At 64.3% G+C, this 25,591-nt stretch carries 21 protein-coding genes; 8 read left to right on the top strand and 13 right to left on the bottom strand.

The window, feature by feature from the left end; translation table 11 throughout:
* Window positions 1-71: 71 nt before the first annotated feature.
* The 3 genes from nthA to ACVJGD_RS06740 are packed head-to-tail and all read left to right on the top strand — an operon-like array spanning window position 72 to window position 1,734.
* A complete protein-coding gene (gene nthA / locus ACVJGD_RS06750) occupies window positions 72-698 on the top strand; it encodes a nitrile hydratase subunit alpha (RefSeq protein ID WP_456633619.1) in 627 nt (208 codons plus the stop codon).
* Complete coding sequence (gene nthB / locus ACVJGD_RS06745) at window positions 695-1,354, top strand: nitrile hydratase subunit beta (protein WP_456633618.1); 660 nt, start codon at window positions 695-697, stop codon at window positions 1,352-1,354. The genes nthA and nthB overlap by 4 nt, the downstream gene beginning before the upstream one ends.
* The gene (locus ACVJGD_RS06740) at window positions 1,354-1,734 is read left to right on the top strand and encodes a nitrile hydratase accessory protein (protein ID WP_456633617.1); all 381 of its coding nucleotides are present in this window, start codon (window positions 1,354-1,356) and stop codon (window positions 1,732-1,734) included. Before nthB ends, ACVJGD_RS06740 begins: the two co-directional genes overlap by 1 nt.
* Here ACVJGD_RS06740 and queC read toward each other — a convergent pair.
* Window positions 1,731-2,444 carry a 7-cyano-7-deazaguanine synthase QueC gene (gene queC / locus ACVJGD_RS06735; RefSeq protein WP_456633616.1) on the bottom strand — a complete coding sequence of 238 codons (714 nt, stop codon included), beginning with the start codon at window positions 2,442-2,444 and terminating at the stop codon, window positions 1,731-1,733. The two genes, ACVJGD_RS06740 and queC, sit on opposite strands and share 4 nt — an antisense overlap.
* A gap of 127 nt (window positions 2,445-2,571) precedes the next feature.
* Between queC and mazG the strand changes: the two genes are divergently transcribed.
* The gene (gene mazG, locus ACVJGD_RS06730) at window positions 2,572-3,402 is read left to right on the top strand and encodes a nucleoside triphosphate pyrophosphohydrolase (RefSeq protein WP_456640196.1); all 831 of its coding nucleotides are present in this window, start codon (window positions 2,572-2,574) and stop codon (window positions 3,400-3,402) included.
* 140 nt (window positions 3,403-3,542) lie between these two features.
* On the opposite strand, the gene hflX is transcribed toward mazG, so the two are convergent.
* The 7 genes from hflX to dusB form a co-directional block, all read right to left on the bottom strand.
* Window positions 3,543-4,925, bottom strand: a complete 1,383-nt coding sequence (hflX, locus tag ACVJGD_RS06725; protein ID WP_456633615.1) for a GTPase HflX — start codon at window positions 4,923-4,925, stop codon at window positions 3,543-3,545.
* An 11-nt stretch (window positions 4,926-4,936) separates the two neighbouring features.
* Window positions 4,937-5,185, bottom strand: a complete 249-nt coding sequence (gene hfq, locus ACVJGD_RS06720; protein WP_027578348.1) for an RNA chaperone Hfq — start codon at window positions 5,183-5,185, stop codon at window positions 4,937-4,939.
* Between the two features lie 261 nt (window positions 5,186-5,446).
* Window positions 5,447-6,817 carry a nitrogen assimilation response regulator NtrX gene (gene ntrX, locus ACVJGD_RS06715; RefSeq protein ID WP_454618985.1) on the bottom strand — a complete coding sequence of 457 codons (1,371 nt, stop codon included), beginning with the start codon at window positions 6,815-6,817 and terminating at the stop codon, window positions 5,447-5,449.
* Between the two features lie 16 nt (window positions 6,818-6,833).
* Window positions 6,834-9,209, bottom strand: coding sequence for an ATP-binding protein (locus ACVJGD_RS06710; RefSeq protein ID WP_456633614.1), 2,376 nt, complete (start codon window positions 9,207-9,209; stop codon window positions 6,834-6,836).
* Window positions 9,210-9,400: 191 nt separating this feature from the next.
* A complete protein-coding gene (gene ntrC, locus ACVJGD_RS06705; RefSeq protein WP_456633613.1) occupies window positions 9,401-10,843 on the bottom strand; it encodes a nitrogen regulation protein NR(I) in 1,443 nt (480 codons plus the stop codon).
* Window positions 10,844-10,852: 9 nt separating this feature from the next.
* A complete protein-coding gene (locus tag ACVJGD_RS06700) occupies window positions 10,853-12,028 on the bottom strand; it encodes a two-component system sensor histidine kinase NtrB (RefSeq protein ID WP_456633612.1) in 1,176 nt (391 codons plus the stop codon).
* Window positions 12,025-13,026 carry a tRNA dihydrouridine synthase DusB gene (gene dusB / locus ACVJGD_RS06695; RefSeq protein WP_456640195.1) on the bottom strand — a complete coding sequence of 334 codons (1,002 nt, stop codon included), beginning with the start codon at window positions 13,024-13,026 and terminating at the stop codon, window positions 12,025-12,027. The genes ACVJGD_RS06700 and dusB overlap by 4 nt, the downstream gene beginning before the upstream one ends.
* Window positions 13,027-13,313: 287 nt before the next feature.
* Between dusB and ACVJGD_RS06690 the strand changes: the two genes are divergently transcribed.
* Window positions 13,314-14,510 carry a bifunctional 2-C-methyl-D-erythritol 4-phosphate cytidylyltransferase/2-C-methyl-D-erythritol 2,4-cyclodiphosphate synthase gene (locus ACVJGD_RS06690; protein WP_456633611.1) on the top strand — a complete coding sequence of 399 codons (1,197 nt, stop codon included), beginning with the start codon at window positions 13,314-13,316 and terminating at the stop codon, window positions 14,508-14,510.
* Window position 14,511: 1 nt separating this feature from the next.
* Window positions 14,512-15,114: a CinA family protein gene (locus tag ACVJGD_RS06685; protein WP_456633610.1), complete on the top strand. Its 603-nt coding sequence runs from the start codon at window positions 14,512-14,514 to the stop codon at window positions 15,112-15,114.
* Here the strand turns inward: ACVJGD_RS06685 and ACVJGD_RS06680 are convergent.
* Entirely contained in the window at window positions 15,111-15,578 is a 468-nt protein-coding gene (locus tag ACVJGD_RS06680) for a type II toxin-antitoxin system RatA family toxin (RefSeq protein ID WP_456633609.1), read from the bottom strand. The genes ACVJGD_RS06685 and ACVJGD_RS06680 overlap by 4 nt on opposite strands.
* Before the next feature lie 7 nt (window positions 15,579-15,585).
* Complete coding sequence (lipA, locus tag ACVJGD_RS06675; RefSeq protein ID WP_456633608.1) at window positions 15,586-16,545, bottom strand: lipoyl synthase; 960 nt, start codon at window positions 16,543-16,545, stop codon at window positions 15,586-15,588.
* 132 nt (window positions 16,546-16,677) lie between these two features.
* Here lipA and ACVJGD_RS06670 point away from each other — a divergent pair, with 132 nt between their 5' ends.
* Window positions 16,678-17,289 (top strand): DNA-3-methyladenine glycosylase, encoded by a 612-nt coding sequence (locus tag ACVJGD_RS06670; RefSeq protein ID WP_456633607.1) that lies wholly within the window; start codon window positions 16,678-16,680, stop codon window positions 17,287-17,289.
* A gap of 246 nt (window positions 17,290-17,535) precedes the next feature.
* Entirely contained in the window at window positions 17,536-19,785 is a 2,250-nt protein-coding gene (locus ACVJGD_RS06665) for a glycoside hydrolase family 113 (RefSeq protein WP_456633606.1), read from the top strand.
* Between the two features lie 109 nt (window positions 19,786-19,894).
* Here ACVJGD_RS06665 and ACVJGD_RS06660 read toward each other — a convergent pair whose 3' ends face one another.
* From ACVJGD_RS06660 to ACVJGD_RS06650, 3 genes are all read right to left on the bottom strand, one after another.
* On the bottom strand, window positions 19,895-22,762 hold the full coding sequence (locus ACVJGD_RS06660; RefSeq protein WP_456633605.1) for a valine--tRNA ligase: 2,868 nt from the start codon (window positions 22,760-22,762) through the stop codon (window positions 19,895-19,897).
* Window positions 22,763-22,896: 134 nt separating this feature from the next.
* The gene (locus tag ACVJGD_RS06655; RefSeq protein ID WP_456633604.1) at window positions 22,897-23,685 is read right to left on the bottom strand and encodes a PopZ family protein; all 789 of its coding nucleotides are present in this window, start codon (window positions 23,683-23,685) and stop codon (window positions 22,897-22,899) included.
* Between the two features lie 402 nt (window positions 23,686-24,087).
* Window positions 24,088-25,467, bottom strand: a complete 1,380-nt coding sequence (locus tag ACVJGD_RS06650; RefSeq protein ID WP_456633603.1) for a TolC family outer membrane protein — start codon at window positions 25,465-25,467, stop codon at window positions 24,088-24,090.
* Window positions 25,468-25,591: the final 124 nt, after the last annotated feature.

Genomic DNA, 25,591 nt, shown 5'->3' with positions numbered 1-25,591 from the left:
GCCTCCCTGTCCGAAATGCTAGCAGAGTCCACGTCTCGACAGGGTCGGCTTTTTTCGCCTATCTTCATGCCATGAGCGATCACGATCATCATCACGACCACGACCATTCGGAACTGTCGGAGACCGAGCTGCGCGTACGCGCGCTCGAGACGATCCTGACCGAAAAGGGTTATGTCGAGCCCGCCGCGCTGGACGCCATCATCCAGGCCTACGAGACCCGGATCGGCCCGCACAACGGCGCCCGGGTCGTCGCCAAGGCGTGGACGGATCCTGCGTTCAAGCAGGCGCTGCTCGAAGACGGCAGCAAGGCCGTCGGCACGCTCGGTCATGTCAGCCGGGTCGGCGACCACCTCGTCGTGGTCGAGAACACGCCTGATCGCCACAACATGGTCGTGTGCACGCTGTGCTCCTGCTACCCCTGGGAAATGCTCGGGCTGCCGCCGGTCTGGTACAAGGCCGCGCCCTACCGCTCGCGTGCGGTCAAGGACCCGCGCGGCGTGCTTGCCGATTTCGGCGTGACGCTGCCGAAGGAAACCGAGATCAGGGTCTGGGATTCGACCGCCGAGACGCGCTTCCTGGTGCTGCCGATGCGGCCCGAAGGCACCGAAGGCTGGAGCGAGGCGCAGCTTGCCGACCTCGTGACGCGCGATTCCATGATCGGCACCGGATTTCCGAAGCGGCCGGGAGCGCCGTCATGAACGGCGTGCACGACATGGGCGGCATGGACGGGTTCGGCAAGGTCGAACCCGAGCCGAACGAGCCGATGTTCCATGCCGACTGGGAGGCGCGGGTGATGGCGATGGTGCGCGCGATGGGCGCCACTGGGGCCTTCAACATCGACACCTCGCGCTACTATCGCGAGACCTTGCCGCCGCATGTCTATCTCGCGAGCTCCTATTACAAGAAGTGGCTGCTCGGGCTCGAGGACCTGCTGCTTGACAAGGGGTTCATCGCAAAAGAGGAAGTCACGACGGGCCATGCGGTGCAGCCGGCGAAGCCGCTCAAGCATGGCAAATTCGCGCTCGATGACGTCGAGCGCGTGATGGTGCGCGGCAAGTTCGGCCGCACGGCGCCGGCGCCCGCAAAGTTCAAGCCGGGCGACAAGGTGCGCGCCAAGAATATCCACCCCCTCACCCACACGCGGCTGCCCCGCTATGTGCGCGGCCATGTCGGCACGGTCGAGCGCGACCATGGCTGCCACGTGTTCCCGGATTCGGCCGCGATGGAAGCCGGCGAGAACCCGCAATGGCTCTACACCGTGGTGTTCGACGGGACTGAATTGTGGGGACCGGAGTCCGATCCGACCGTCAAGATCTCGGTCGACGCCTTCGAGCCCTATCTGGAGCGCGCCTGATGGATAGCACTGCTGCCGCGCGCGCCACGGCCGCCGTGCCAAGCATCCCACGCGACGATGAAGGCCCGGTGTTCCGCGAACCCTGGGAAGCGCAGGCCTTTGCGATGGCGCTGACGCTGCACGAGCGCGGCCTGTTCACCTGGAGCGAATGGGCCGCAGCCCTCGCCGACCAGATCAAGCGCGCGCAGGCAGAAGGCGATCCCGACACCGGCGAGACCTATTACCGCCACTGGCTCGCCACGCTGGAACACCTCATCGCCGAGAAAGGCGTCGCCTCCACCGAAACCCTGCACCGCTACCGCGACGCCTGGGACCACGCCGCCGACCGCACCCCGCACGGCAAGCCGATCGAACTGCGGCCGGAGGATTTCGCGGGCTAGCGCCCGGCAGCATATTCCCGCCATCCCCTCTCCCGCAGCGTGCACGCCGGGCATTCGCCGCAGCCGTAGCCCCAGTCGTGGGGTGCGCCGCGTTCGCCGAGATAGCAGGTATGGGAGTGCTCGCGGATCAGGTCGACCAGGCCGGCACCGCCGAGGTCGTGCGCGAGCTTCCAGGTTTCGGCCTTGCTCAGCCACATCAGCGGCGTGTGCAATTGGAAATCCTTGGCCATGCCGAGGCTGAGCGCCGACTGCAGCGCCTTGATGGTGTCGTTGCGGCAATCGGGATAGCCGGAATAATCCGTCTCGCACATGCCGCCGATGATGTGGCGGATGCCGCGCCGGTAGGCCAGCGCGGCGGCGAAGGTGAGGAACACCAGGTTACGGCCGGGCACGAAGGTATTGGGCAGGCCGTCGGCCCCCATCGCGATCGCGACGTCACGCGTCAGCGCGGTGTCGGAGATTTCGGCGAGCGTCGGGATTTCCAGCGTGTGACTCTCGCCCAGTTTTGAAGCCCAGTCCGATCGCAGCGCCTTGATACCGGAAACCAGCCGTTCCCGGCATTCGAGCTCGATCGCGTGGCGCTGACCATAGGCAAAGCCGAGCATTTCGACCCGTGCGAAATGCTCAAGCGCCCAGGCAAGGCAGGTGGTGGAGTCCTGCCCGCCGGAGAACAGCACCAGCGCGGTTTCGGACGATAAATTGTCGCTCATGGCGCGCGCTTTAGCACCGCCAGCGATCGCGGCCAACCGGTGGAAATCGGCCGATTTCGGCGCGTTGCGCTGGGATCGGATGGTCGCTTACGGCATAAAGCAAGACAAGCAGAATTCTGGTGCCCGCATGACCCCTTCCCGCGACATTTCACGCCTTCTCGAGATCATGGCGGCGCTACGCACGCCGGTGACCGGCTGCCCCTGGGACCTCGAGCAGAATTTCGCGACGATCGCCCCTTACACGATCGAGGAAGCCTATGAGGTGGTGGACGCCATCACCCGCGGCGACCTCGACGATCTCAGGGATGAACTTGGCGACCTCCTGCTGCAGGTCGTGTTCCACGCCCGCATGGCGGAGGAACAGGACGCCTTTGCGTTCGGCGATGTTGTGGAGGCGATCACCAGGAAGATGATCCGGCGGCACCCACATGTGTTCGCCGACAAGGACGGCAATCTAGCCCCCTCCCACGTCAAGGAAGTCTGGGATCGCATCAAGGCCGAGGAGAAGGCCGAGCGTGCGGCCCGCCGGCCGCCGGAAGAGGCCGCGCACAAATCGCTGCTATCAGGCGTCAAGGCCGGCCAGCCTGCCCTCACGCGCGCCATGGAGCTGCAGCGCAAGGCCTCGACCGTCGGCTTCGACTGGAGCGATCCGCGCGCGGTGTTGAAGAAGATCCGCGAGGAGGCCGACGAGATCGAGGCCGCACTCGACGGCGCCGATGCGGATGAGCTGGCGGAAGAAACCGGCGACCTCCTGTTCGCCGTGGTCAATCTCGCGCGGCACGTCGGCGCCGATCCTGAGAGCGCGCTCCGCGGCACCAATGCCAAGTTCGAGCGCCGCTTTGCCTATATCGAGCGTGCACTTCAGGCGAAGGGACGCTCGCTGGAAGATGCGTCGCTCGAAGAGATGGATGCGCTGTGGAACGAGGCGAAGCGCGCTGGTCGCTCGGATGGAGCGTAAGCCAGGCTAACTAATCCATCCGTCATTGCGAGGAGCGAAGCGACGAAGCAATCCATCTCTCCGCAAGTGGCGGTATGGATTGCTTCGCTTCGCTCGCAATGACGGTTAGTCCGTAGCTACAGCGTTTCGCGGGGACGACGTCAGAGAACGTGCGGCACGGCGTCGAAGCGTGAGACGACAATGTCGCGCTTGGTCTCATCGACGCGCACCGTCATGTCGAAGCGGCCGTCGTGCAGCTTCTTGTCGAGCACCTCGGAATTGCGGTGCAGCCAACTGATGCCGGCGCCGTCGGCGGCGTCGATCGACAGATCCAGCGTCATGCGCCTTGCCGCCAGCCGATCCTCGATGGCGGCGAGGAGTTCATCGACGCCCTCCCCGTTCCAGGCGGAGACCAGGAAGGCCGGCCGCTCCGGCGGACGGCGGGCGGCGATGTTGCGCAAATTCGCGCGCTCCTCGGGATCGAAGCGGTCGATCTTGTTCCAGACTTCGATGATGCGCTGGCCACCGTCGGCATCGGGGTCGATGCCGAGCTGGCGCAGCACCGCCTCGACATCGCGTTCCTGAGCTTCCGCATCCTCGTGCGAGATGTCGCGGACGTGGAGGATGAGGTCGGCTTCCAGCACCTCTTCCAGCGTGGCGCGGAAGGCCGCGACGAGCTGTGTCGGCAGGTTGGAGATGAAGCCGACGGTGTCCGACAGCATCGCCTTGCCACCATGCGGCAGATGCAGCGCACGCAGCGTCGGATCGAGCGTCGCGAACAGCATGTCGGCGGCCTGGACATCGGCACGGGTCAGGCGGTTGAACAGCGTCGACTTGCCGGCATTGGTGTAGCCGACCAGCGCCACCACCCGATACGGCACGCGCTGGCGGCCGGCGCGGTGCAATCGCCGCGTCGCCTGCACCTTCTTCAGCTCGCTTTCGAGCTTGGTGATGCGCTCGCTGATCAGCCGGCGGTCGGCTTCGATCTGGGTTTCGCCGGGGCCGCCCATGAAACCGAAGCCGCCGCGCTGGCGCTCCAGATGGGTCCATGACCGCACCAGCCGGCTGCGCTGGTAGTTGAGATGCGCGAGCTCGACCTGCAGCGCGCCTTCGCTGGTCTTGGCGCGGCGGCCGAAAATCTCCAGGATCAGGCCGGTGCGATCGAGCACCTTGGTGTTCCAGGCCTTCTCGAGGTTGCGCTGCTGGATCGGCGACAGCGCGCAATCCATCACCACGAGTTCGATGTCGTGGCTGGCAACGAGGCCGGTAATCTCCTCGACCTTGCCCTTGCCGAGATAGGTCGCCGGCCTGATCTGGCTGACCGGAGCGACCACGATGTCGATCACCGTGAGGTCGATAGCGCGCGCGAGGCCTGCCGCTTCCTCGATCCGACCCTCGAAGTCGCGGACAGACGCCTCCATTTGCGCCTCGGCGTCGCCGCGGCGCATGCGCGTATACGGGCCGACGACAATCACCCGGCCCGTCTCAACTCCCTCCGCCGACCGTGGCCGGTCGGCGGCCCCTTCACGATCACGGGGCTCCAATCAGTTCACTCTCAACCCTGTGTATCCTCACCGCCTTCAAACAACTGGATCGGTGCGCCCGGCATGATGGTCGAGATCGCGTGCTTGTAGACAAGCTGCGAATGACCGTCGCGCCGGAGTAAAAGGCAGAAATTGTCAAACCAGGTGACAATGCCCTGCAGTTTCACGCCATTCACCAGAAAGATCGTCAGTGGTGTCTTGGTCTTACGAACATGATTTAGGAAGGTGTCTTGTAGATTTTGAGCGCGGTCTGCCGCCATTTTTGTTGTCCCGCCGTCTTGTGGGTCTTCTTATTGGAATGTTGGAACCGGTTGGAGCCCTCTGACGGAGCCTTTCCCCGGTCGCCGGCTTGCCCTGAGTTCCCCCTCCGACAAGCTCGGCGGTAGGATTAGAGGGCAGGCCCGCTCATTAGGCAAGCCAGTTGACGCGCCACCCATGAACAAGAATCGGCAATTGCCGCAAAAGCATGGGGAAAAAAGCGATCATTCCCAGTTAATTGCATGGAGGTGCGACCGGATGGCTCAGCCCACCCCCAGCGCCTTGAGTTTGCGATGGAGCGCGGAGCGCTCCATGCCGACAAACTCCGCCGTGCGCGAGATATTGCCGGAAAACCGGCTGATCTGGGCAATCAGATAGTCGCGCTCGAACACTTCGCGCGCCTCGCGCAGCGGCAGCCCCATGATGTGCTCCCCATTGCTGCTGGTCGGCATCGCCGGCACCATCGAGCCGACGTCCTGCGGCAACATGTCCGCCGTGATGATCGCCTCCGGGCCGCCGCCGGCCAGAATCATCACCCGCTCGACATTGTTGCGGAGCTGACGGACGTTGCCGGGCCAGACATGGGACTGCAGCACCGCCATCGCGTCCTGGCCGATCTGCCGCTTCGGCAGGCCGGTCGCCGCCGAGATCTGGTCCATGAAATAGTCGATCAATTCGGGGATATCCTCGCGCCGCTCGGATAGCGGCGGCACGCGGATCGGGACCACCGACAGGCGATGGTAGAGATCCTCGCGGAAGTGGCCGGCCGCGATCTCCTCCTCCAGGTTGCGCGCGGTGGAGGAGATGATGCGGACATCGACATGGACCTTTGCAGTGCCGCCGGAGCGCTGGAAGGTCTGGTCGACCAGCACGCGCAAGATCTTGTTCTGGGTTTCGCGCGGCATGTCGGCGATTTCGTCGATGAACAACGTGCCGCCATGGGCCTCTTCCAGGGCGCCCGGCTTGCGCGGCTGCTCGCCATTGGAAGCCTCGATGCCGAACAGCTCGACCTCCATCCGCTCGGGCGTGATCGCAGCCGCGTTGATGACGACGAACGGGCCGTCGGCACGGCTCGAGGCCTGGTGCAGCGTACGCGCCACCAGCTCCTTGCCGGAGCCTGCCGGCCCCACGATCAGGATGCGGCTGTTGGCCTTGGCGGCGCGCTCGATGGTTTGGCGGAGCTGGTTCATGCAGGCGGAACGGCCGGTCAAAACACTTGCAGTTGGAGCCTGTTGCTTGAGTTCTTTCACTTCGCGCTTGAGGCGCGAATTCTCCAGCGCCCGGGTCGCGACCAGGATCAGCCGGTCCGACTTGAACGGCTTTTCGATGAAGTCGTAGGCGCCGCGCTTGATCGCGGCGACCGCGGTCTCGATGTTGCCGTGGCCGGAGATCATCACCACCGGCAGGTCGGCGTTGTCCTTCTTGATCTGCTCCAGAAGCTGCAGTCCATCGAGCTTCGAGCCCTGCAGCCAGATGTCCAGAAAGACCAGATGCGGACGGCGGTTGGCGATCTCCGCCAGCGCCGAATCGCTGTCGCGCGCGGTGCGCGTGGAAAAGCCTTCGTCTTCGAGGATGCCCGCAACGAGGTCGCGAATGTCTGCTTCATCGTCGACAATCAGAATGTCACTTGCCATGGGTTACACCTGCCTGTCAGTCGCCTGTTGCGGCTTTGATTTTTGCTTGGATATTGGTCGTGGATGCCGGGTCGCTGGTCGCGGATTCCGGCGGATTTTTTTCTTGGTCCGGCGCGCTTGACTGCTGCGACTCGGGATCGGTGGTCGGAGGTGGCTCCTTCGTCGCCGCCTTCGGCGGCTGGCCGGAGACGGCGAATCGAAGCCGCATCCAGGCACCGCGCTGCCCGGGACGGAAATCGGCGGCATCCTTGAGCTCGATGCGGCCGCCATGGTCTTCGAGAACGCGGCCGACGATTGCGAGGCCGAGCCCGGTGCCCTTCTGGCGCGTCGTGACATAGGGCTCGAGCAGGCGCGCGCGCGCGACCTTCGGCAGGCCGATGCCGTTGTCGATCACGTCGATGATGATCTCCTCGCCTTCGCGCTGCGCGATGACGTCGATCCGACCCTTGCCCAGTTCTTCCGGCGGCACCTGCTCGATCGCTTCGGTCGCGTTCTTGATGATGTTGGTCAGCGCCTGCGAGATCAGCCGGCGGTCGAACTGCGCCCGCATCGGGTCCTGCTTGATGTCGGCCTCGATATCGAGCTCGGGGTGCGCGACCTTCATCAGGAACACCGCCTGCCGCACGGTGTCGGCGACATCCTCGCCTTCCATCACCGGCTTCGGCATGCGGGCGAAGCGCGAGAATTCGTCGACCATGCGCCTGATGTCGTCGACCTGGCGCACGATGGTGTCGGTGCATTGGTCGAAGATGGACTTGTCCTTCGGCTCGGTGATGGTCTTGCCGAACTTGCGGCGGATGCGTTCGGCCGAAAGCTGGATCGGCGTCAGCGGATTCTTGATCTCGTGTGCAATACGGCGGGCCACGTCGCCCCAGGCCGAGGTGCGCTGGGCCGAGACGAGCTCGGTGATGTCGTCGAGCGTGATGATGTAATTGTCCCAGGAGTGGCTGGTCTTTTCGGCGGAGATGCGGACCGACAAATTGCGCTCGTGGCCGTCGCGGGTGATGGTGATCTGGCCCTGGACCAGGCGCTGGGTGCCCTCCCGTGCCGTCTTCATCATCTCGTCGAGCTCGGGAAGCACGTCCGAGAACGGATGGCCCAGGGTCTCCGACTCGGCGTGGCCGATCAGCTTCTCCGCCGAGCGGTTGAGGATGCCGACGCTGCCGGACGCATCGACGCCGATGATGCCGGCGCTGGCCGACGACAGCACCGCCTCGATGAAGCGGCGGCGGCTGTCGATCAGTTCGCTGGCATTGACGAGTTCGTCGCGCTGGGTCCGCAGCTCCTGCGTCATCTTGTTGAAGGTCTGCCCAAGCTGGGCGAGATCGCCCTCGGACTTGTGGACGGGAACCTGGATGTTGAGATCGCCGGTCGACACCTGGTTGGCCGCACTCATCAGGCTGCGGATCGGCGACACCAGCCAGTTGGCGAAATTGAGCCCGATCAGCACCGACGCCACCAGAATGGTCAGCGCGATCACGGCGAACACCAGCGCGAAGGTCACCTGGATGCCGAGCCTTTGCGACTCGATTGCGGCATATTCGGCAGCGCTGGCCTCGGTCTGCTTCAGTTGGCTGATCACGCGCGGATCGAGCAGGCGCGCGACGTACAGAAAGGTATCGGTGAAGGCGCGCAGACGAATGACGGCGGCCACGTAGTTCGCTTCCGGGAACACCGATATCTCGGGTTTGTCCTCGCCGACGTCTTTGAGGAATTCCTCCGGCGGCGTGGTGAAGTCCTGCTGGATACCCGTGTCTGCCCTCTCCAGGACGTTGCGATCCTTGTCGATCAACATTGCGCCGGGCAGGTTCCGAGCAGCGGCGCTTGCGGTCAGCAGTTCGCGGAAGGTACGGCGGTCCTGATCGAACAGCGGCCGGGCGCGGGAAATGTCGTTGGCCATCCCCAGAATGTCGCCGCCGATAAGCTGGGCGTGGTCGTAGGTATAGGCCCGCGCGACGGTGAGCGAATTCTGGATCGCCACCCGCGTCGGTCCCGAAAACAGCCGGTCGAGGCCGCGATCGAGCATGACGTTGGCGACGATGGCGACCACCACCGCAGGCAGCACCGCAATAATGGAAAACAGGCTGACGATCTGGACGTGAAGCCTCGCCGCCGCACGGCCGCGGCGCCGGGCCTGAATGACCTGCCAGATCTCGCGGATGATGATCCCGACCAGCAGCAGGATCGTGCCCGCGTTGATCGCCAGGAATGAATAGACGACGTGCTTGGTCGGCTCGATCGGGGTCAGACCCGTCAGCACCACGAACGTCAGGAACGCCGACAACAGCGCAATCGCCACCGCAAAAGGCGCCAGCCACTTCGCGAACGGCAAGCCTCTTTTCTCGGTGCGCGGCGGGTCGAACGGCTGAGCCGTGGTCTCTGGGCTGGTCATTCCCGGCAAGGATGAACTGAAGGCCTCAACGTCCGCTGGTTGAGCGGACTGATGCAATCATATCACAATGTTGCCGAATTGCGACATTTCCGCGGCGCCTGCTTAAGATTGAACCAAGGTCCACAGCCCTATCGGAAAGTCCTGTCATTCCGGGTTCACGCTGCGCGCGTCCCGGAATGACGGATCGGGGTTTACGCCCCGCTCCGGTAGACCTGAATATCGAGGTCCCTGATCTTCTTGCGCAGCGTGTTGCGGTTGAGGCCGAGCAGGTCGGCGGCGCGGATCTGGTTGCCGCGCGTGGCGGCGAGCGCGGCCGTCAGCAGCGGTACTTCGATCTCCTTGAGGATGCGGTGGTAAAGGCCCGGGGGCGGTACGCCGTTCGGGAAACCGGAGAAGTGCGACGACAGATAGGCCTCGACCGCGCCGCCGAGATTGTCCACCCCGTGCTGCGTGTTACCGCCGGAGTTGACGGCCGGCGGCGCCAGCTCGCCGTCGATCACGGACGAAGTGATCACGTCCTGTGGATAAAGGGCCGCCAGCCGGCGTGCGAGGTTTTCCAGTTCGCGGACGTTGCCGGGCCAACGGTGCTGCTTCAAGCGCTCCAGCGCCTGGGTGTCGAGCTTCTTCGGCGGCAGGCCGTCCTTCTCGGCAAGCGCAAAGAAGTGCCGGATGAGGTCGGGCAGATCCTCGATCCGCTCGCGCAGGGGCGGCAGCCGCAGCGGCACCACGTTCAGGCGGAAGAACAGGTCTTCGCGGAACAGGCCCTGCTGGATCAGGATGCGCAAATCCTTGTTGCTGGCGGCGACAATGCGCACGTCGGTCTTGATCGGGGTGCGTCCGCCGACGGTGGTGTATTCGCCCTGCTGCAGCACGCGCAGCAGCCGGGTCTGCGCCTCCATCGGCATGTCGCCGATCTCGTCGAGGAACAGCGTGCCGCCCTCCGCCTGCTCGAACCGGCCGGAGGCGCGGGTATTGGCGCCGGTGAACGCGCCGCGCTCATGGCCGAACAATTCCGACTCGATCAGGTCGCGCGGGATCGCCGCCATGTTGACGGCAACAAACGGGCCGTTCCGCCGCTTGCCATAGTCGTGCAGCGCGCGGGCGACCAGCTCCTTGCCGGTGCCGGATTCGCCCGAGATCATCACCGTGAGGTCGGTCTGCATCAGCCGCGCCAGCACGCGGTAGATCTCCTGCATCGCCGGCGAGCGCCCGACCAGCGGGATCGAGTCGAACTCGGAATCGTCGGCGGCGCTCGCCACCCTCTCCTTCGGTTCGGCGAGCGCGCGCCCGACGATGGTGATCAGTTCCTTCAGGTCGAACGGCTTCGGCAGATATTCGTAGGCGCCGCGTTCGGACGCCCTGATCGCCGTCATGAAGGTGTTTTGCGCGCTCATGACGATGACGGGCAGGTTGGGCCGCATCTTCTTGATGCGCGGCAACAGGTCGAACGCGTTCTCGTCGGGCATCACCACGTCGGTGATGACGAGATCGCCCTCGCCCTGGCTGACCCAGCGCCACAGCGTCGCCGCGTTGCCGGTCAATCGCACCTCATAGCCGGCGCGCGACAGGGCCTGGTTGAGAACCGTCCGGATGGCGGTATCGTCGTCAGCAACGAGAATGCTACCTGCGGGCATTGTTGTTCCTCATCTTGCGTCCTGGGAGGCATGCGACGGCGTACCCGGAACGTCCTCGCGGCTGCTTTGGTCGATTTGTTTGGCGGGGTTGTACATCGGCATCAGCACGCGGAAGGTGGTCTTCCGCGGCTGAGATTCGCATTCGATGATGCCGCCGTGATCGCCGACGATTTTGGCCACCAGCGCAAGCCCGAGGCCACTGCCGGTCTGTTTTGTGGTGACGAAGGGATCGAACAGATTGGGCAACAGGTCTTCCGGCACGCCGGAACCGTTGTCCTTGACGCAGAATTCCAATGGCAGCGACACCCGCGATTTCTTGCCGGGCACCGACAGCCGGACGCCGGGGCGGAACGCGGTGGTGAGCTGGATTTCGGCATCGGTGCCGAGATCGGCCACCGCCTCGGCGGCGTTCTTCACGAGATTGAGGAACACCTGGATCAGTTGGTCCTGGTTGGCGAGCACCGGCGGCAGCGACGGGTCGTAGTCCTCGATGAAGCGGACGTTGCGGGCGAAGCCGGACTGCGCCAGCCGTTTGACGTGGTCGAGCACCGAATGGATGTTGACCGGACCGCGGGCGACGGGACGGTCGTCGCCGAACACTTCCATGCGGTCGACCAACGTCACGATACGGTCGGCCTCGTCGCAGATCAGCCGGGTCAGCATGCGGTCGTCCGAGGAGGCCTGCTGCTCCAAGAGTTGCGCCGCGCCGCGGATACCCGACAGCGGGTTCTTGATCTCATGCGCCAGCATCGCCGCCAGCGCGATCACCGAGCGCGCGGCGCTGCGATGGGTGAGCTGCCGGTCCATCTTGTCGGCGATGGTGCGCTCCTGGAGCATCACGACGATATGCCCTGGCCGCTCCGTGAGCGGCGCCACATGCAGGTCGACCTGGCGGTCGCCGCCGATCCGCGGCGTGCCGAGATCGACCTTGTATTCGTTGACCGGCGAGCCCGAGGTGCGCACCTGGTCGATCAGCGCGAGCAGCGGGCTGCCGAACGGCACCAGTTCCTTCAGTGACTGCCGCTGCAGGAATTGCGTCGAGATTTCGAAAAACGATTCAGCGGCGATATTCGCATCGACGATGCGGCCATCCGGCGCCACCAGCAGCACCGGGTTCGGCAGCGCATTGAGGATGGCCTCGCTGTCGGAGGGCATGCGCCGGCGAGTCTCTGCGACTGATGTCATGCAGCAGCACTCCATGCGAAATCGTCGTAAGCATTCTGAAGCGATTGATGCACGCTCGAGGGTTCGTCGGAGGTCAGGATCATTTGCCGCCAGCCCTTCAGCGTCGCCGCCGGAGCACGGCTATAGTGGGCGGCGATCTCCAGCGCCCAACCGAGATGTTTGCGCGCATGCTTGAGCCCGACGCGGACCCCGTAATGGCTCAGGACGGCATCATAGAGCTCACGGATATGGTTGAGCTGCTCGACGAGCGGCGGTGCCTTCTCCGCGATGCCGGTCTCGAGCCGACGCGCGATCTGCCCGGGCAGCCAGGGCTGGCCCTGCGCGCCGCGTCCGATCATGACCGCATCCGCCCCGGACTTCTCGAGCGCGGTCACCGCCCTCTCGAAGGACGTGATGTCGCCATTGACGACGAGCGGGATCGAAACGGCGCTCCCGACTTCGCGCACGGCGGCCCAATCCGCCTCGCCCTTGTAGAACTGGCAGCGGGTGCGGCCGTGCACCGTCACCATCTGCACGCCGGCGGCTTGCGCGCGGCGCGCCAGTTCCGGCGCGTTGCGCGAGCGGTCGTCCCAGCCGAGCCGCATCTTCAGCGTCACCGGCACCCTGACCGCCGCGATCGTCGCCTCGATCAGGCTTGTCGCGTGGTCGAGGTCGCGCATCAAAGCGGAGCCGGATTGGCCGCCGGTCACGTGGCGTGCCGGGCAGCCCATGTTGATATCGATGATGTCGGCGCCGGCCGCCTCCGCGATCCGCGCGCCCTCGGCCATCCAGCGGGTCTCGCAGCCCGCCAGTTGGACCACGTGCGGCCCGATCCCGGCCGCCTCGCAGCGCAAAAGCGAGATCGGCCTGCCCTGCGCAAGGTCGTCGCTCGCGGTCATCTCGGAGACGACAAGCCCCGCACCGAGACGCGCCGCGAGACGCCGAAACGGGGCATCGGTCACGCCGGACATGGGGGCGAGAAGCACCGGGTTGGCGACGGCAATGTCACCTATTTTCAATGAGTTACGACGCGTTCTTGCGAGGCCGGTCACGGGCTTCTCGTTCTACTGGCGGCAGCTTCATCGCGCCGCTGCCCTGTATTTTGAGCACAATTCTTGTGCAGTCAAGCTTTATGCCTACGGTTTAGACATTTCTACCATTTGCGCAAGTGCACTGCAACAAGAACTGCTTTTCCCACAGCGAATGGGAATAGCTCTGTCATTGCGCATCCAGCATGGTAAGGGCTGTGCGCCGGCGAAAAGCGCGGCACCACCCTCCTCAACCCGATTCGTATGCAGTTTCGTCGATGCCCAGACCTGAGCGTACCGCTGCCATCCTTGTCGCAGCCGGCCGCGGACTTCGCGCCGGTGCCGGCGGGCCGAAGCAATATCGGGTGATCGGCGGACAGACGGTGATCTTCCGGGCGATGGAGCCGTTCAGCCGCCATCCCGATGTTTTCGCCGTGCAGCCCGTCGTCAACCCTGATGATACCGCCCTCTTCAATGAAGCCGTCGTGGGCCTTCGCCACCGGCCGCCGACGAACGGTGGTGCAACCAGGCAGGCGTCGGTGCGTGCGGGACTTGAGGCGCTTGCCAGCGAGAAGCCCGACATCGTGCTGATCCACGATGCCGCGCGGCCCTTCGTGACACAGGCGCTGATCTCGCGCGCAATCGATGCGGCCGGCCGTACCGGTGCCGCCGTTCCAGCGGTCCCGGTCACCGATACCATCAAGCTGACCGGTGCGAACGGTGATGTCGAAGCGACGCCCGATCGTGCGCGGCTGCGAATCGCGCAGACGCCACAGGTCTTTCGTTTTGATGTGATCCTGGACGCACATCGCCGCGCCGCGCGCGAGGGTTTGAGCGATTTCACCGACGATGCCGCAATTGCTGAATGGGCGGGATTGACGGTGGCGACCTTTGAAGGCGATCCTGCGAACATGAAACTCACCACACCCGAAGACTTCGTCCGCGAGGAAGCACGCCTCGCAAGCCTGCTCGGCGACATCAGGACCGGCACCGGCTACGACGTGCATGCCTTCGGCGAAGGCGATCACGTGATGATCTGCGGCGTGCGGGTGCCGCACACCAAGGGTTTTCTCGCCCATTCCGATGGCGATGTCGGCCTGCATGCGCTGGTCGACGCCATCCTCGGCGCGCTCGCGGACGGCGACATCGGCTCGCATTTTCCGCCGAGCGATCCGCAGTGGAAGGGCGCCTCTTCCGATCGGTTCCTGAAATATGCCGTCGATCGCGTCACCGCGCGCGGCGGCCGCATCGCCAATCTCGAGGTGACGCTGATCTGCGAGCGGCCGAAGATCGGCCCCCTGCGCGACACCATGCGGGCGAAGATCGCCGAGATCTCGGGCGTGAATATCTCGCGCATCGCGGTGAAGGCGACCACCAGCGAGAAACTCGGCTTCACCGGCCGTGAGGAAGGTATCGCAGCCACCGCGAGCGCCACTATTCGCCTACCTTGGAACGACAAAGGTTGGAGCGAGTAACATGAGCGGCAGCGACGCGCGCGCCCTCTCCCGCTCGCTGCTCGACCTGTGCCGGATGCGGAAATTGACCATCGCGACGGCGGAGTCCTGCACCGGCGGGCTGGTCGCGGGCGCGCTCACCGATATCCCCGGCTCGTCCGACGTCATCGACCGCGGCTTCGTCACCTATTCCAACGAGGCCAAGCGCGCGATGCTCGGCGTCAACGCGCTCACGCTTTCGACCTTCGGCGCGGTCAGCAAGGAGACCGCGACCGCCATGGCGGTCGGCGCGCTCGAGCGCGCCGGCGTCGATCTTGCGGTCGCCATCACCGGCATCGCCGGCCCCGGCGGCGCTACCCCGGGCAAGCCGGTCGGCCTGGTGCACTTCGCGGTCGCCGCCCGCGACGGCCGGATCATGCACCGTGAGCACCGCTTCGGTGCGATCGGGCGCACCACGGTGCGGCAACGCTCCGTGGTGGAAGCCCTGCGCATGCTGATGGAACTGGCGCGTGGCCCGCAGGCCGCAGTCAAGCCGCGCCGCGAAGCTGCCAGCCGCCTGCGTCCCCGCGTCGCGAGGTCCCCGCGCCGCAGTGCCGTCAAGCGGCGGCGACCGCCGCGAGCTTAAATAGTCGTAGCCGGCTTGCCATAAATGGCGTCAGCGCGCTTTTCGAACGCGGCGGCGAAGCGTTGGAATGCGGCATCGAACATCGATCCCATCAGCATCGCCAGCATCCGGCTTCTGAACTCATATGAGATGAAGAAGCCAACGTCGCACTCGGTCTCGGATTTCGACTCAAAGCTCCAGCGGTTCTCGAGATTGCTGAAGGGGCCGCGCAGATATTCGACTGTGATCTTCAGGTTGGGCCGGTCCAGCGTGACCCGGCTGGTGAAGCTTTCGCGCACCAGCTTGAACGAAACGGTCATATCGGCCACGAGGACCTCGGTGCCGTCCTCCTTCGGCGTGCGCTGCCGGATCTTCAGCGCCTGGCACAGCGGCACGAATTCCGGATAGCGCTCGACATCGGCGACCAGATCGAACATCTGCGACGCTGAGTGACGGACCCGCCGCTTGCTGGAATATCTCGGCATGTCTGGCTCAGCGGGACAAAGCTGCCCGCGCCGCTTGCAGCTTGGCGAAATCGTCGCCCGCGTGATGGGACGAGCGCGTCAGCGGGCTCGCCGACACCATCAGGAAGCCCTTGGTATAGGCGACCTTCTCGTAGCCTGCGAACTCGTCCGGCGTGACGTAGCGCATCACGGCGTGATGCTTCCGCGTCGGTTGCAGATATTGTCCGATGGTGAGGAAATCGACATCGGCTGAGCGCAGGTCGTCCATCACCTGCTGCACCTCGTGCCGCTCCTCGCCGAGGCCCACCATGATGCCGGACTTGGTGAAGATCGTCGGATCAAGTTCCTTCACCCGCTGCAGCAGGCGGATCGAGTGGAAATAGCGCGCGCCGGGCCGCACGGACAAATAGCGCGAGGGCACGGTTTCGAGATTGTGGTTGAAGACATCGGGCTTTGCCGCCACCACGACTTCAAGCGCCCCGTCCTTGCGCAGGAAGTCGGGGGTGAGGATCTCGATCGTGGTGTTCGGGCAGCGCGCGCGGATCGCGCTGACGGTCCGGGCAAAATGCTCGGCGCCACCGTCTTTAAGGTCGTCGCGGTCGACCGAGGTGATGACGACATGGGAAAGCCCGAGCTTGAAGGTCGCCTCCGCCACGTGCTCCGGCTCAGCAGTATCGAGCGCGCCGGGCATGCCGGTCTTGACGTTGCAGAACGCGCACGCCCGGGTGCAGGTGTCCCCCATGATCATGAAAGTGGCGTGCTTCTTGTCCCAGCACTCGCCGATATTCGGGCAGCCCGCCTCCTCGCAGACCGTGACGAGGCCGTTCTCCTTGACGATCTTGCGGGTATCGGCGTAGCCGCGCGTATTCGGCGCGCGCACCCGGATCCAGTCCGGCTTCGGCGGCGACAGCGCGTCGGGCCGGTTCACCTTTTCGGGGTGACGCGGGCGCACCGGGTTGACTGAAATGGTGTCGATCAGGGTGACCATGGGAATTCTGCGGATCTTCGAGACTGTTAGCTAATCCGTATTGCCCGAACCCGCAACCCGGCTCGCGCATGCTAGCAGAACGTGCAACATATGGGCAGCATTCCCCAGCGTTCCCCTCTGATTCCCACCAAAATGGTTCAAAATTCCAGACTGCCGGGCGAAGCACCTACCCGCCTCGGCAAGGCGCTCAAACGCTCATTCTTTGGCCGCAGCGTGCATGAGGTCGCGCCCGACCTGATCGGCGCGACTCTGCTCTTCAATGGCGTCGGCGGCCTCATCGTGGAGGTGGAGGCCTATCACCACACCGATCCGGCCGCCCATTCCTATCGCGGGCCGACGGCGCGCAACCAGGTGATGTTCGGCCCGCCCGGTTTTGCCTATGTCTATCGCTCCTACGGCATCCACTGGTGCGTGAATCTCGTCTGCGAAGAAGAAGGCTCGGCGAGCGCCGTGCTGATCCGCGCGCTGCAGCCCACGCACGGGATCGCGACCATGCGGCGCCGGCGTCATCTCAAGGAAGCCCACGCATTATGTTCCGGTCCCGGAAAACTGACCGAAGCACTCGGCATAACGGTTGAGCACAACGCCCTGCCGCTCGATCAGGCACCGTTCTCGCTGCATGCGCGCGTCGGCAGTGTCGACGTTGTCGCAGGCGTGCGAATCGGAATCACCAAGGCAATCGATCTGCCTTGGCGTTACGGTGCGAAGGGCTCGAAGTTTCTGAGCAAGCCGTTTCCAGTTTGAGTCGAACTTGCATCGCAATCGTAACGCGGCGCGCATCAACAATCCCAACATCGACGCAATCCTGTCACGACACGCCCACGTTGCGCGTGCAGATTGAACGCGCGTCGCTTCGCTGCACGCGTGTGAGTGCTCATGAATTGTGCTCTGCTGAAAGGACGGAACACAACGCAGGTGAATAAGCTCTGTGCAAATGCTGGCCACCGAAACAGCGAAATAGAAAACTTAGAAACTTAAGGAGCTGTGCCGATGGCGAATGTGTTTACTCTCGAAGGATTCGGATTTCCTTCCAACTACAATGGCGCATTCGCCACGAGCGCTGCGCGCGATGCCATGCAGGCCATCGCGGACACCAATGCAAATTCGATCGAGCTAGCGCCTCGGCTCTTCACCAATACGAGGCATTCGGACGACGTGTTCGCCGATCCCGGGAAGACCGAAAGCGACGCCAATATTCTTCAGGCCGTCGCCAATGCGCAGGCGCTCGGCCTTTCGGTTTCGATGAAACCGATGGTCTCGGCTCTTGATGGCTCGCTTGCACACGTACTGACTCCGGACGATCCCGCCGCCTTCTTCGCGTCCTACAAGACCGAGATCGTGCACATGGCGGAGCTTGCCCAGCAGGCCGGCGTCAGCATGTTCGTGATCGGCAACGAGCTCGCCAAGCTCTCCGGCCCCGAATATCGCGACTACTGGGTCGACATCATCGATTCCGTGCGCGCCGTGTACCACGGCGAAATCACCTACGCCGCCGCGACCGACGAGGCCATCAATGTCAGCTTCTGGGACCAGGTCGACGTCATCGGCATCAACGCCTATCCACCGCTGACGACCGAACGCGACCCGACCGTCCAGGAAATGGTCAACGCGTGGAACACCATGTCCACCGATGACTACTGGGCCAAGGTGATGGATCACAAGTCGCCGGTCGATTTCTTCCATTCCCTTGCCCTTCAATACGGCAAGCAGGTGATCTTCACCGAAACCGGCTATCGCAGCGTCGATGGAACCAATATCAACCCGGGCTCGGCCGGGAGCACGACGCAAGACGTTCAAGAGCAATATGACGCGTTCAACGCCTTCTTTCAGGTGTGGGGATCGGAAGGCGGAAGCTGGTTCAGGGGCGCCTCGATCTGGAACTGGGATGCGGACAACAAATATTCGGAACTCGGCTACTCGCCCCAGGGCAAGCCAGCGCAGGGGCTCATCACGGAATGGTATGGCGGCGAGCGTCAGCCACCCGGCCAGACGCTGACCGGCTCCCCGGCTGCCGACCTGATGGATACCGGCGGCGGCAATGACGTGCTGTCGGGCGGGGTCGGCAACGATACGATCAAGGCCGGCGACGGCAACGACACCATCACCGGCGGTCCCGATACGATTCCGAAACTGACGGAGACCACCGTCACGGTGACCGGCTACAGCTCTGTGGTCGACGGCATCGGCGCCCAGATGCAGCTTCTGGTCAATGGCCAGCAGGTCGGCAACACGGTCGAGTTCCACAATGCGACCGACCCGTCGGGCTTCCAGACCTTCACCTTCACATTCGCCAATCCCGCGACGATCTCCAGCCTCGATCTCGCCTTCATCAACGACATCGCGGGTGCCGGTGGGGACCGCAACCTCTACATCAAGGACATCACGGTCAACGGCGAGCATCTATCGACTGCCGATGCGGTCAATCCGAGCTCGCCGGGAACCTGGAATCTCTATCAGAACAAGGCGATCCACTATGACATGAGCGGCCGCCAGGACCTGTTCTTTGGCTCATCGACCGACAACGACGTCATCGACGGCGGCCCGGGCAAGGATGTGATCAACGGCGGCGCCGGTGCCGACGTGATCCATGGCGGCGCCGGTGACGACTCGATCAATGGCGGTCCCGGCATGGCCACCGCGACCGATCAACTCTATGGCGACGATGGCAACGACATCATCAAGGCCGGCAACGGCGATACCGGCGCCCTGCTCGACGGCGGCGCGGGCAACGACCAGCTCTACGGCGGATGGGCCACCAATGTCATCAATGGCGGCGACGGCAATGACTACCTTTCCAGTGGCGGCGGTAACGACACCCTCTACGGCGGCGCCGGCAATGACTCGATGAAAGGCGGTCAGGGCGCGACCCAGATGTCCGGCGATGACGGCAGCGACACGCTGATGGGAGGAACCGGCAACGAGCTCCTGTACGGCGGCAGTGGCGACGACAGGCTCAACGGCGACGGCGGTAACGACACCTTGTCAGGCGGCGCGGGCAACGACACCTTCATCTTCAGCCCCGGCTTCGGCAAGGATGCCATTGTCGACTTCCAGAACACCGACGGCGCCCATGACCTGATTCAGTTCAGCCGCACGGCCTTTGCGGATTTCAGCGCGGTGCAGTCGCACATGGCGCAGAGCGGGACGAGCGTCGTGATCACCTTCGACGACAACAATTCGGTCGAGATCAGGAACACGACGTTGGATCAGCTCCACGCGAGCGATTTTACATTCGTCTAAGCGAGGTTACGCGACGAATTGTAGGGTGGGCAAAGCGCAGCGTGCCCACCTTGCTTGCACCGAACGTGAATGGTGGGCACGCTTCGCTTTGCCCACCCTACGGCGCTTCTCAAGAGGCCTTCTTCAATCGCTCGAGCGCCTCGAGGATCTTTGCCTTTCGCTCCAGCGCCGCCTCGCGCTTTTCCTTTTCTTCCTCGACGATCTCTTCCGGCGCGTTGGCGACGAACTTCTCGTTGGAAAGCTTGGCGTCGACGCGCTTGATGTCGGCGTCGGCCTTCGCGATTTCCTTCTCGAGCCGCGTGCGCTCGGCGGCAAGATCGATCACACCCTTCAGCGGCAGTGCTGCGACCTCGCCGCGCACCAATAGCTGCACGGCCCCTTCGGGAGCGGCATCGGCAAAGGAGATGTCCGCGAGCCGTGCCAGCCGTTTCGCCACATCGCTCCAGCGCTGCACGCGCGCCTTCGTTTCATCCGAAACGGCGGCGAGCACCAGCGGCGTCAGCGTCGCCGGCGGAATGTTCATCTCCGCGCGCACCGAGCGGATCGCGGTGACGAGGTCGACCACCCAGCCGATCTCGGCCTCGGCTTCGGGGTCGCTGAAGTCGTCCGCGTCGAGCGCGGCGACAACGGGCGGGATGATCGGCTCGGTTGGACCTGCCAGCGAGATCGTGGCCAATTGCTCTGCGGTCAGCGCGGCGGCCTTGCGTGGCCATGGCGCGAGCACCAGCAGGCCATCGCGCTTGGCCGTCACCGCCCAGAGCTCCTCGGTGATGAAGGGCATGAACGGGTGCAGCAGTTTCAGGATCTCGTCCCGCGCCCAGGCGATCATGGCGCGGGTCTCGGCCTTCGCCGCGCTCTCCTCGCCCAAAAGCACAGGCTTTGCGAGTTCGAGATACCAATCGCAATAGACGTTCCAGACGAAGCGATAGATCGCGTTCGCCGCGTCGTTGAAGCGATAGGTCTCGATCCCCTCCGTCACCTCACGCGTGACGCGGGATGTCTCGTGCGCGATCCAGCGATTGAGCGTCTCCTTGGCCTGCGCCGGCTCGAAACCGTCAGGCAGCACGCAGCCGTTCATCTCGGCGAAGCGGCAGGCGTTCCAGAACTTGGTGGCAAAGTTCCGGTAGCCCTCGACGCGCTGCGTCGACAGCTTGATGTCGCGCCCCTGCGCCGCCATCGCCGCCAGCGTGAAGCGCAGCGCGTCGGCGCCGTATTCGTCGACGAGATGCAGCGGATCGATGACGTTGCCCTTCGACTTCGACATCTTGGCGCCCTTCTCGTCGCGGACGAGGGCGTGGATGTAAACGGTCGAGAACGGCGCCTCCTTCATCAAGTGAAGGCCCATCATCATCATCCGCGCGACCCAGAAGAAGATGATGTCGAAACCGGTGACGAGCGTGTCGGTCGGATAATAGCGCTGCAGCTCCGGCGTCTCGTCCGGCCAGCCAAGCGTCGAGAACGGCCACAGCGCGGAGGAGAACCAGGTGTCGAGCACGTCTTCATCACGGGTGATGAAGCCCTCGCGCCTGGCGGGATCCTCCGCCATGTCGTGGCCCTGCTCCGGCGTGATGACTTCCTGCTCGACGTAATAGCCCAGCGCGTTGCCGACGGCCTCTTCCTCGGTCTCGGCGACGAAGACCTTGCCGTCGGGCCCATACCACGCCGGGATCTGGTGGCCCCACCAGAGCTGGCGCGAGATGCACCAGGGCTGGATGTTCTCCATCCAGTCGAAATAGGTCTTTTCCCAGTTCTTCGGCACGAAGGTCGTCTCACCCGCGCGCACGGCTGCGATCGCCGGTTGGGCCATCGTCTTGGCATCGACATACCATTGATCGGTCAGGAACGGCTCGATGACCACGCCGGAGCGGTCGCCATGCGGCACCATATGCGTGTTCGGCTCGATCTTCTCGAGGAAGCCGAAATCCTCCAGCCGCGCGACGATCTGTTTGCGCGCAGCAAAGCGTTCGACGCCATGGAATTCTTCGGCGAACTGCAGCGCGCCCTCGGGCAGATCGCGCAGATAGTCCTCGTTGCCAACAAGCGAGAGCTTGCCTTCCTGGTCGAGCACGCTGATCTGCGGCAGCCCATGGCGCTTGCCGATCTCGAAGTCGTTGAAGTCGTGCGCCGGCGTGACCTTCACAGCGCCGGAGCCCTTCTCCGGATCGGAATAAGCGTCGGCCACGATCGGAATCCTGCGGCCGACCAGCGGCAGGATCACGTGGCTGCCGACCAGCGCGCTGTAGCGCTCATCGTCCGGATGCACGGCCACCGCGGTGTCGCCGAGCATCGTCTCCGGGCGGGTGGTCGCGACCACGATGAAGCTTGCGGGGTCGTCAGGGCTGAACGCCCTGCCCTCGATCGGATAGCGCAGATACCAGAGATGACCCTTGAGCTCGACCTGCTGCACCTCGAGGTCGGATATCGCGGTGAGCAGTTTCGGGTCCCAGTTGACCAGCCGCTTGTCCTTGTAGATCAGCCCTTCGCGGTGGAGTTCGACGAACACTTTCACGACGGCGCGCGAGAGGCCCTCGTCCATCGTGAAGCGCTCGCGCGACCAGTCGCAGGATGCGCCCAGGCGCTTGAGCTGGTTGATGATGGTGCCGCCGCTCTCGGCCTTCCACTGCCAGACCCGCTCGAGGAATTTGGCGCGGCCCATCTCACGCCGACCCGGCTCCTGCCGCTCCATCAACTGCCGCTCGACCACCATCTGGGTGGCGATACCGGCATGGTCGGTGCCGGGCTGCCAGAGCACGTCGCGGCCGCGCATGCGCTCGAAGCGGCAGAGGATGTCCTGCAGCGTGTTGTTGAGCGCATGTCCCATATGCAGCGAGCCCGTCACGTTCGGCGGCGGGATCACGATGGTGAACGGGGCGGCGTCGCGCCGCTCGGGGCGGCCGGCCGCGAACGCGCCGCTCTCCTCCCAGACGCGGGACATCCGGCTTTCAATATCGGCGGGCTGGTAGTTTTTCTCGATCATGGCACTACAAATGAGGATGCTGGAAAGGGCTAGAAAGCCGCCTGAACACGCCGAGTCAACCGGACCGGCGCGTCCAGGCCGCCATAACACCCGTTTGGGATGGCTGAATTGAGGGGTGGCCGCAGCCCGGGCGGCTAGCGCCCCCGGGAAACCCGCTCGATCTCGGCTTTCACAATCCGCTCGACCAGCCCTGGCAGGTTGTCGTCCAGCCAGGATTTGAGCATCGGCCGCAGCATTTCCTTGACCAGATCTTCCAGCGTCCGTGCATTGTTGCTGAGCACGGTGTTGGCCAGCGAATTGAACGCGCTTTCGACCGCGTTCATGGTCGTACGCGACAGGATCGGCTGCTGCGTGTAGGAACTCTCGGTCGCCGGCGGCTCAAAGGCCGGCTGCCGAGGCGGTGGCGGCGGCTTGGTGGCTTCCGTGAACTCGATGTCGTCCTCCGGTTCAACCTTCTGAAAGGTTGGCGGCGGCGGCTTGGGCGTCGGCGCCGGATCCGGCAAGGCCATTTCGTCGGTCAGTTCGAATACGTCGCCATCGGGTTGCGGCGGCCTGATTTCGGCCTCCTGCGTTGCCTCGTCGAGGCTCGCCAGCATGGCGTCGATATCGTCCTGGCTGTTGGTTTGGGCGGGCGGCGGCGGCGCAGGTTTCGGCGATGGCGGCGCCGGCTTCGCTGCCGCAGCTTGCCCCGCCGCAGTCGGCGACGGTGGAGTCGGCGATGGCGGAATGTCCTTCATCACCGGCTTGGCAACCGGTGCCACGGTGGCCGCCGGTTTTTCCGGTGCTGCTGCGACACTTGCCGGCCTGTCGTTTGCCGGTTTGTCGGCGGAAGCGGGCTTGGCCTCATCATCGGCGATGATGCGACGGATCGACGCCAGAATCTCCTCCATCGAGGGCTCTTGGACCTTTGCAGGTTGCGTCATTTCCGACTCCACATCGAAATTTATCCTACACCAAGCCACATGGGATTCGGCGGTTCCGGATGAAGCGGCCGGAATTTTTCATCGCTCGAGTCCGGACTTGTCCCCAGATCAACGGTCACCCGGTGCGTTGCACGCGGCCCGTTCGCCCTCACCGCAACCGATCCGCACCGATGGACGCAAAAAGACGTTGCGAATCGTTCTGTTGCCTATGGGAACGGTATGTCAGGGCAATAATCGATTGCAAGCAACGCGCGCTTCGAAGTTTTGCGGCGTCTTCATGACCGCCACGCGACATAGGGACTCGAGGGTCGCGCGTGGGACAGACAAGCACCCTGAAATGCATTGGGCCCGCTGCAGCGGGCCCAATTGTCTGTTCAGAGCACAATGAGGCGGAAGCGACGATCAGCGGCCGTCGGGCGTTCGGACCCCGGCCCAGCTATCACGCACCTGCTGGTAGTGCACGCTCGCATCGTAGGTCGTGGTCGGCAGGTTGAGCACCTGCGGCTGCAGCCGGCCCACCGCCTGCAGCACGCTGTAGGAGGCGACGACACGATCATGCTGCGCGACCACGAGAGCGTTGCGGGCGTTGACCAGGGCCTGCTGCGCGTTCAGCACGTCGAGGGTGGTGCGCTGCCCGGCCTTGGCTTCCTCGCGCACGCCGTTGAGCGCGATCTCGGATGCCGTCACCTGCGCCTGCGCGGAAGACACCTGCGCCTTGCCGGCCAACAACTGGCCCCATGCCGTAACGACATTGGCGCGGGCCTGATCGCGCGTCTGTTCGAGCACAAGGCGCTGCTGGGCCAGCGATTCCTTGTTTTGGCGGATCAGCGAATATTCGGCGCCGCCCTGGTAGATGGGTACCGAGATCTGCGCTATCGCCGACGCTTGGAACTGGCGCTGAATGATCAGCGACTGCTCGTAGGCCTGCTGCGCGCTGGCCTGCAGCGTCACGCTCGGGAAGAGCGCGCCTTCGGCAATCTTGACGTTAAGAAAATTGACGTCGACGCCAAACATCGCCGCAGTCACGTTCGGATTCTGCGTCAGCGCGAGTTCGATGGCGGCATTGAGGGTCGGCGGCAGGAAACGATCGACCGGCGAGCCCGGCGCAAGATTCGTCGGCTCGCTGCCGATGATGCGCCGGAAATTCGATCGCGTGGTGGTCAAGTTGGATTCGGCCGTGAGCTGCTGCGTGCGGCCGGCCGCAAGTTGCGCTTCCGACTGCGCGACGTCGGTGCGCGTCACCTCGCCGACGTTGAATCGGTCGCGGGTCTGTTTGAGCGTCTGCTCGAGCACGCGGGTGTTGCTGCGCTGGACCTCGACGATCGCCGCATCGCGCAAGTAATCCATGTAGATCGAGGCAGCGCTGAACAGCACGGTCTGTTCGATGTTCCGCAACGCTTCGCGCGCGCCGGAAACCTGGCTCTCGGCGGCGCGCGTCCGGTTGCCGGTCTGAAATCCGTTGAACAGAGTCTGCGAAATCGTGGCGCCAACGGCGCGCGGGATCTGCACTCCGTGCGCAGCCTGCCCACTCGTAGTGGCATCAGTGTATTGATAGCCGCCGCTCGCCGTGATCGACACCCTCGGCCGGTACCCCGACAACGCCTGCGGTACGTTCTCGTCGGTGGAGCGCACGAAGGCGCGCTGCGCGTTGAGTTGCGGGTTGCTCTGATAGGCGCGAACCAGTGCGGCCTCGATCGTGTCGGCCAGGACCGGTGTCGGTCCCATGCAAGCCAACAATAGGACCGCTGCCGCGGCTCCGGTGACAACCTTCACCCCACGCATCCCCAATAATCCATCCATTGCTATTCATCACCCGGCTCGAGAACATGAACCGGGCGCCGCTTCGATCGAAGTGAGTCCCGCCTCACCTTATTCCGCAGCTAGGCTGGACGGAACTACCCTGCAA

It is taken from the genome of Bradyrhizobium sp. USDA 10063, assembly GCF_054063735.1.
Note: the sequence above shows the minus strand (reverse complement) of the source record. Positions and strands in the feature narration are given on the sequence as shown.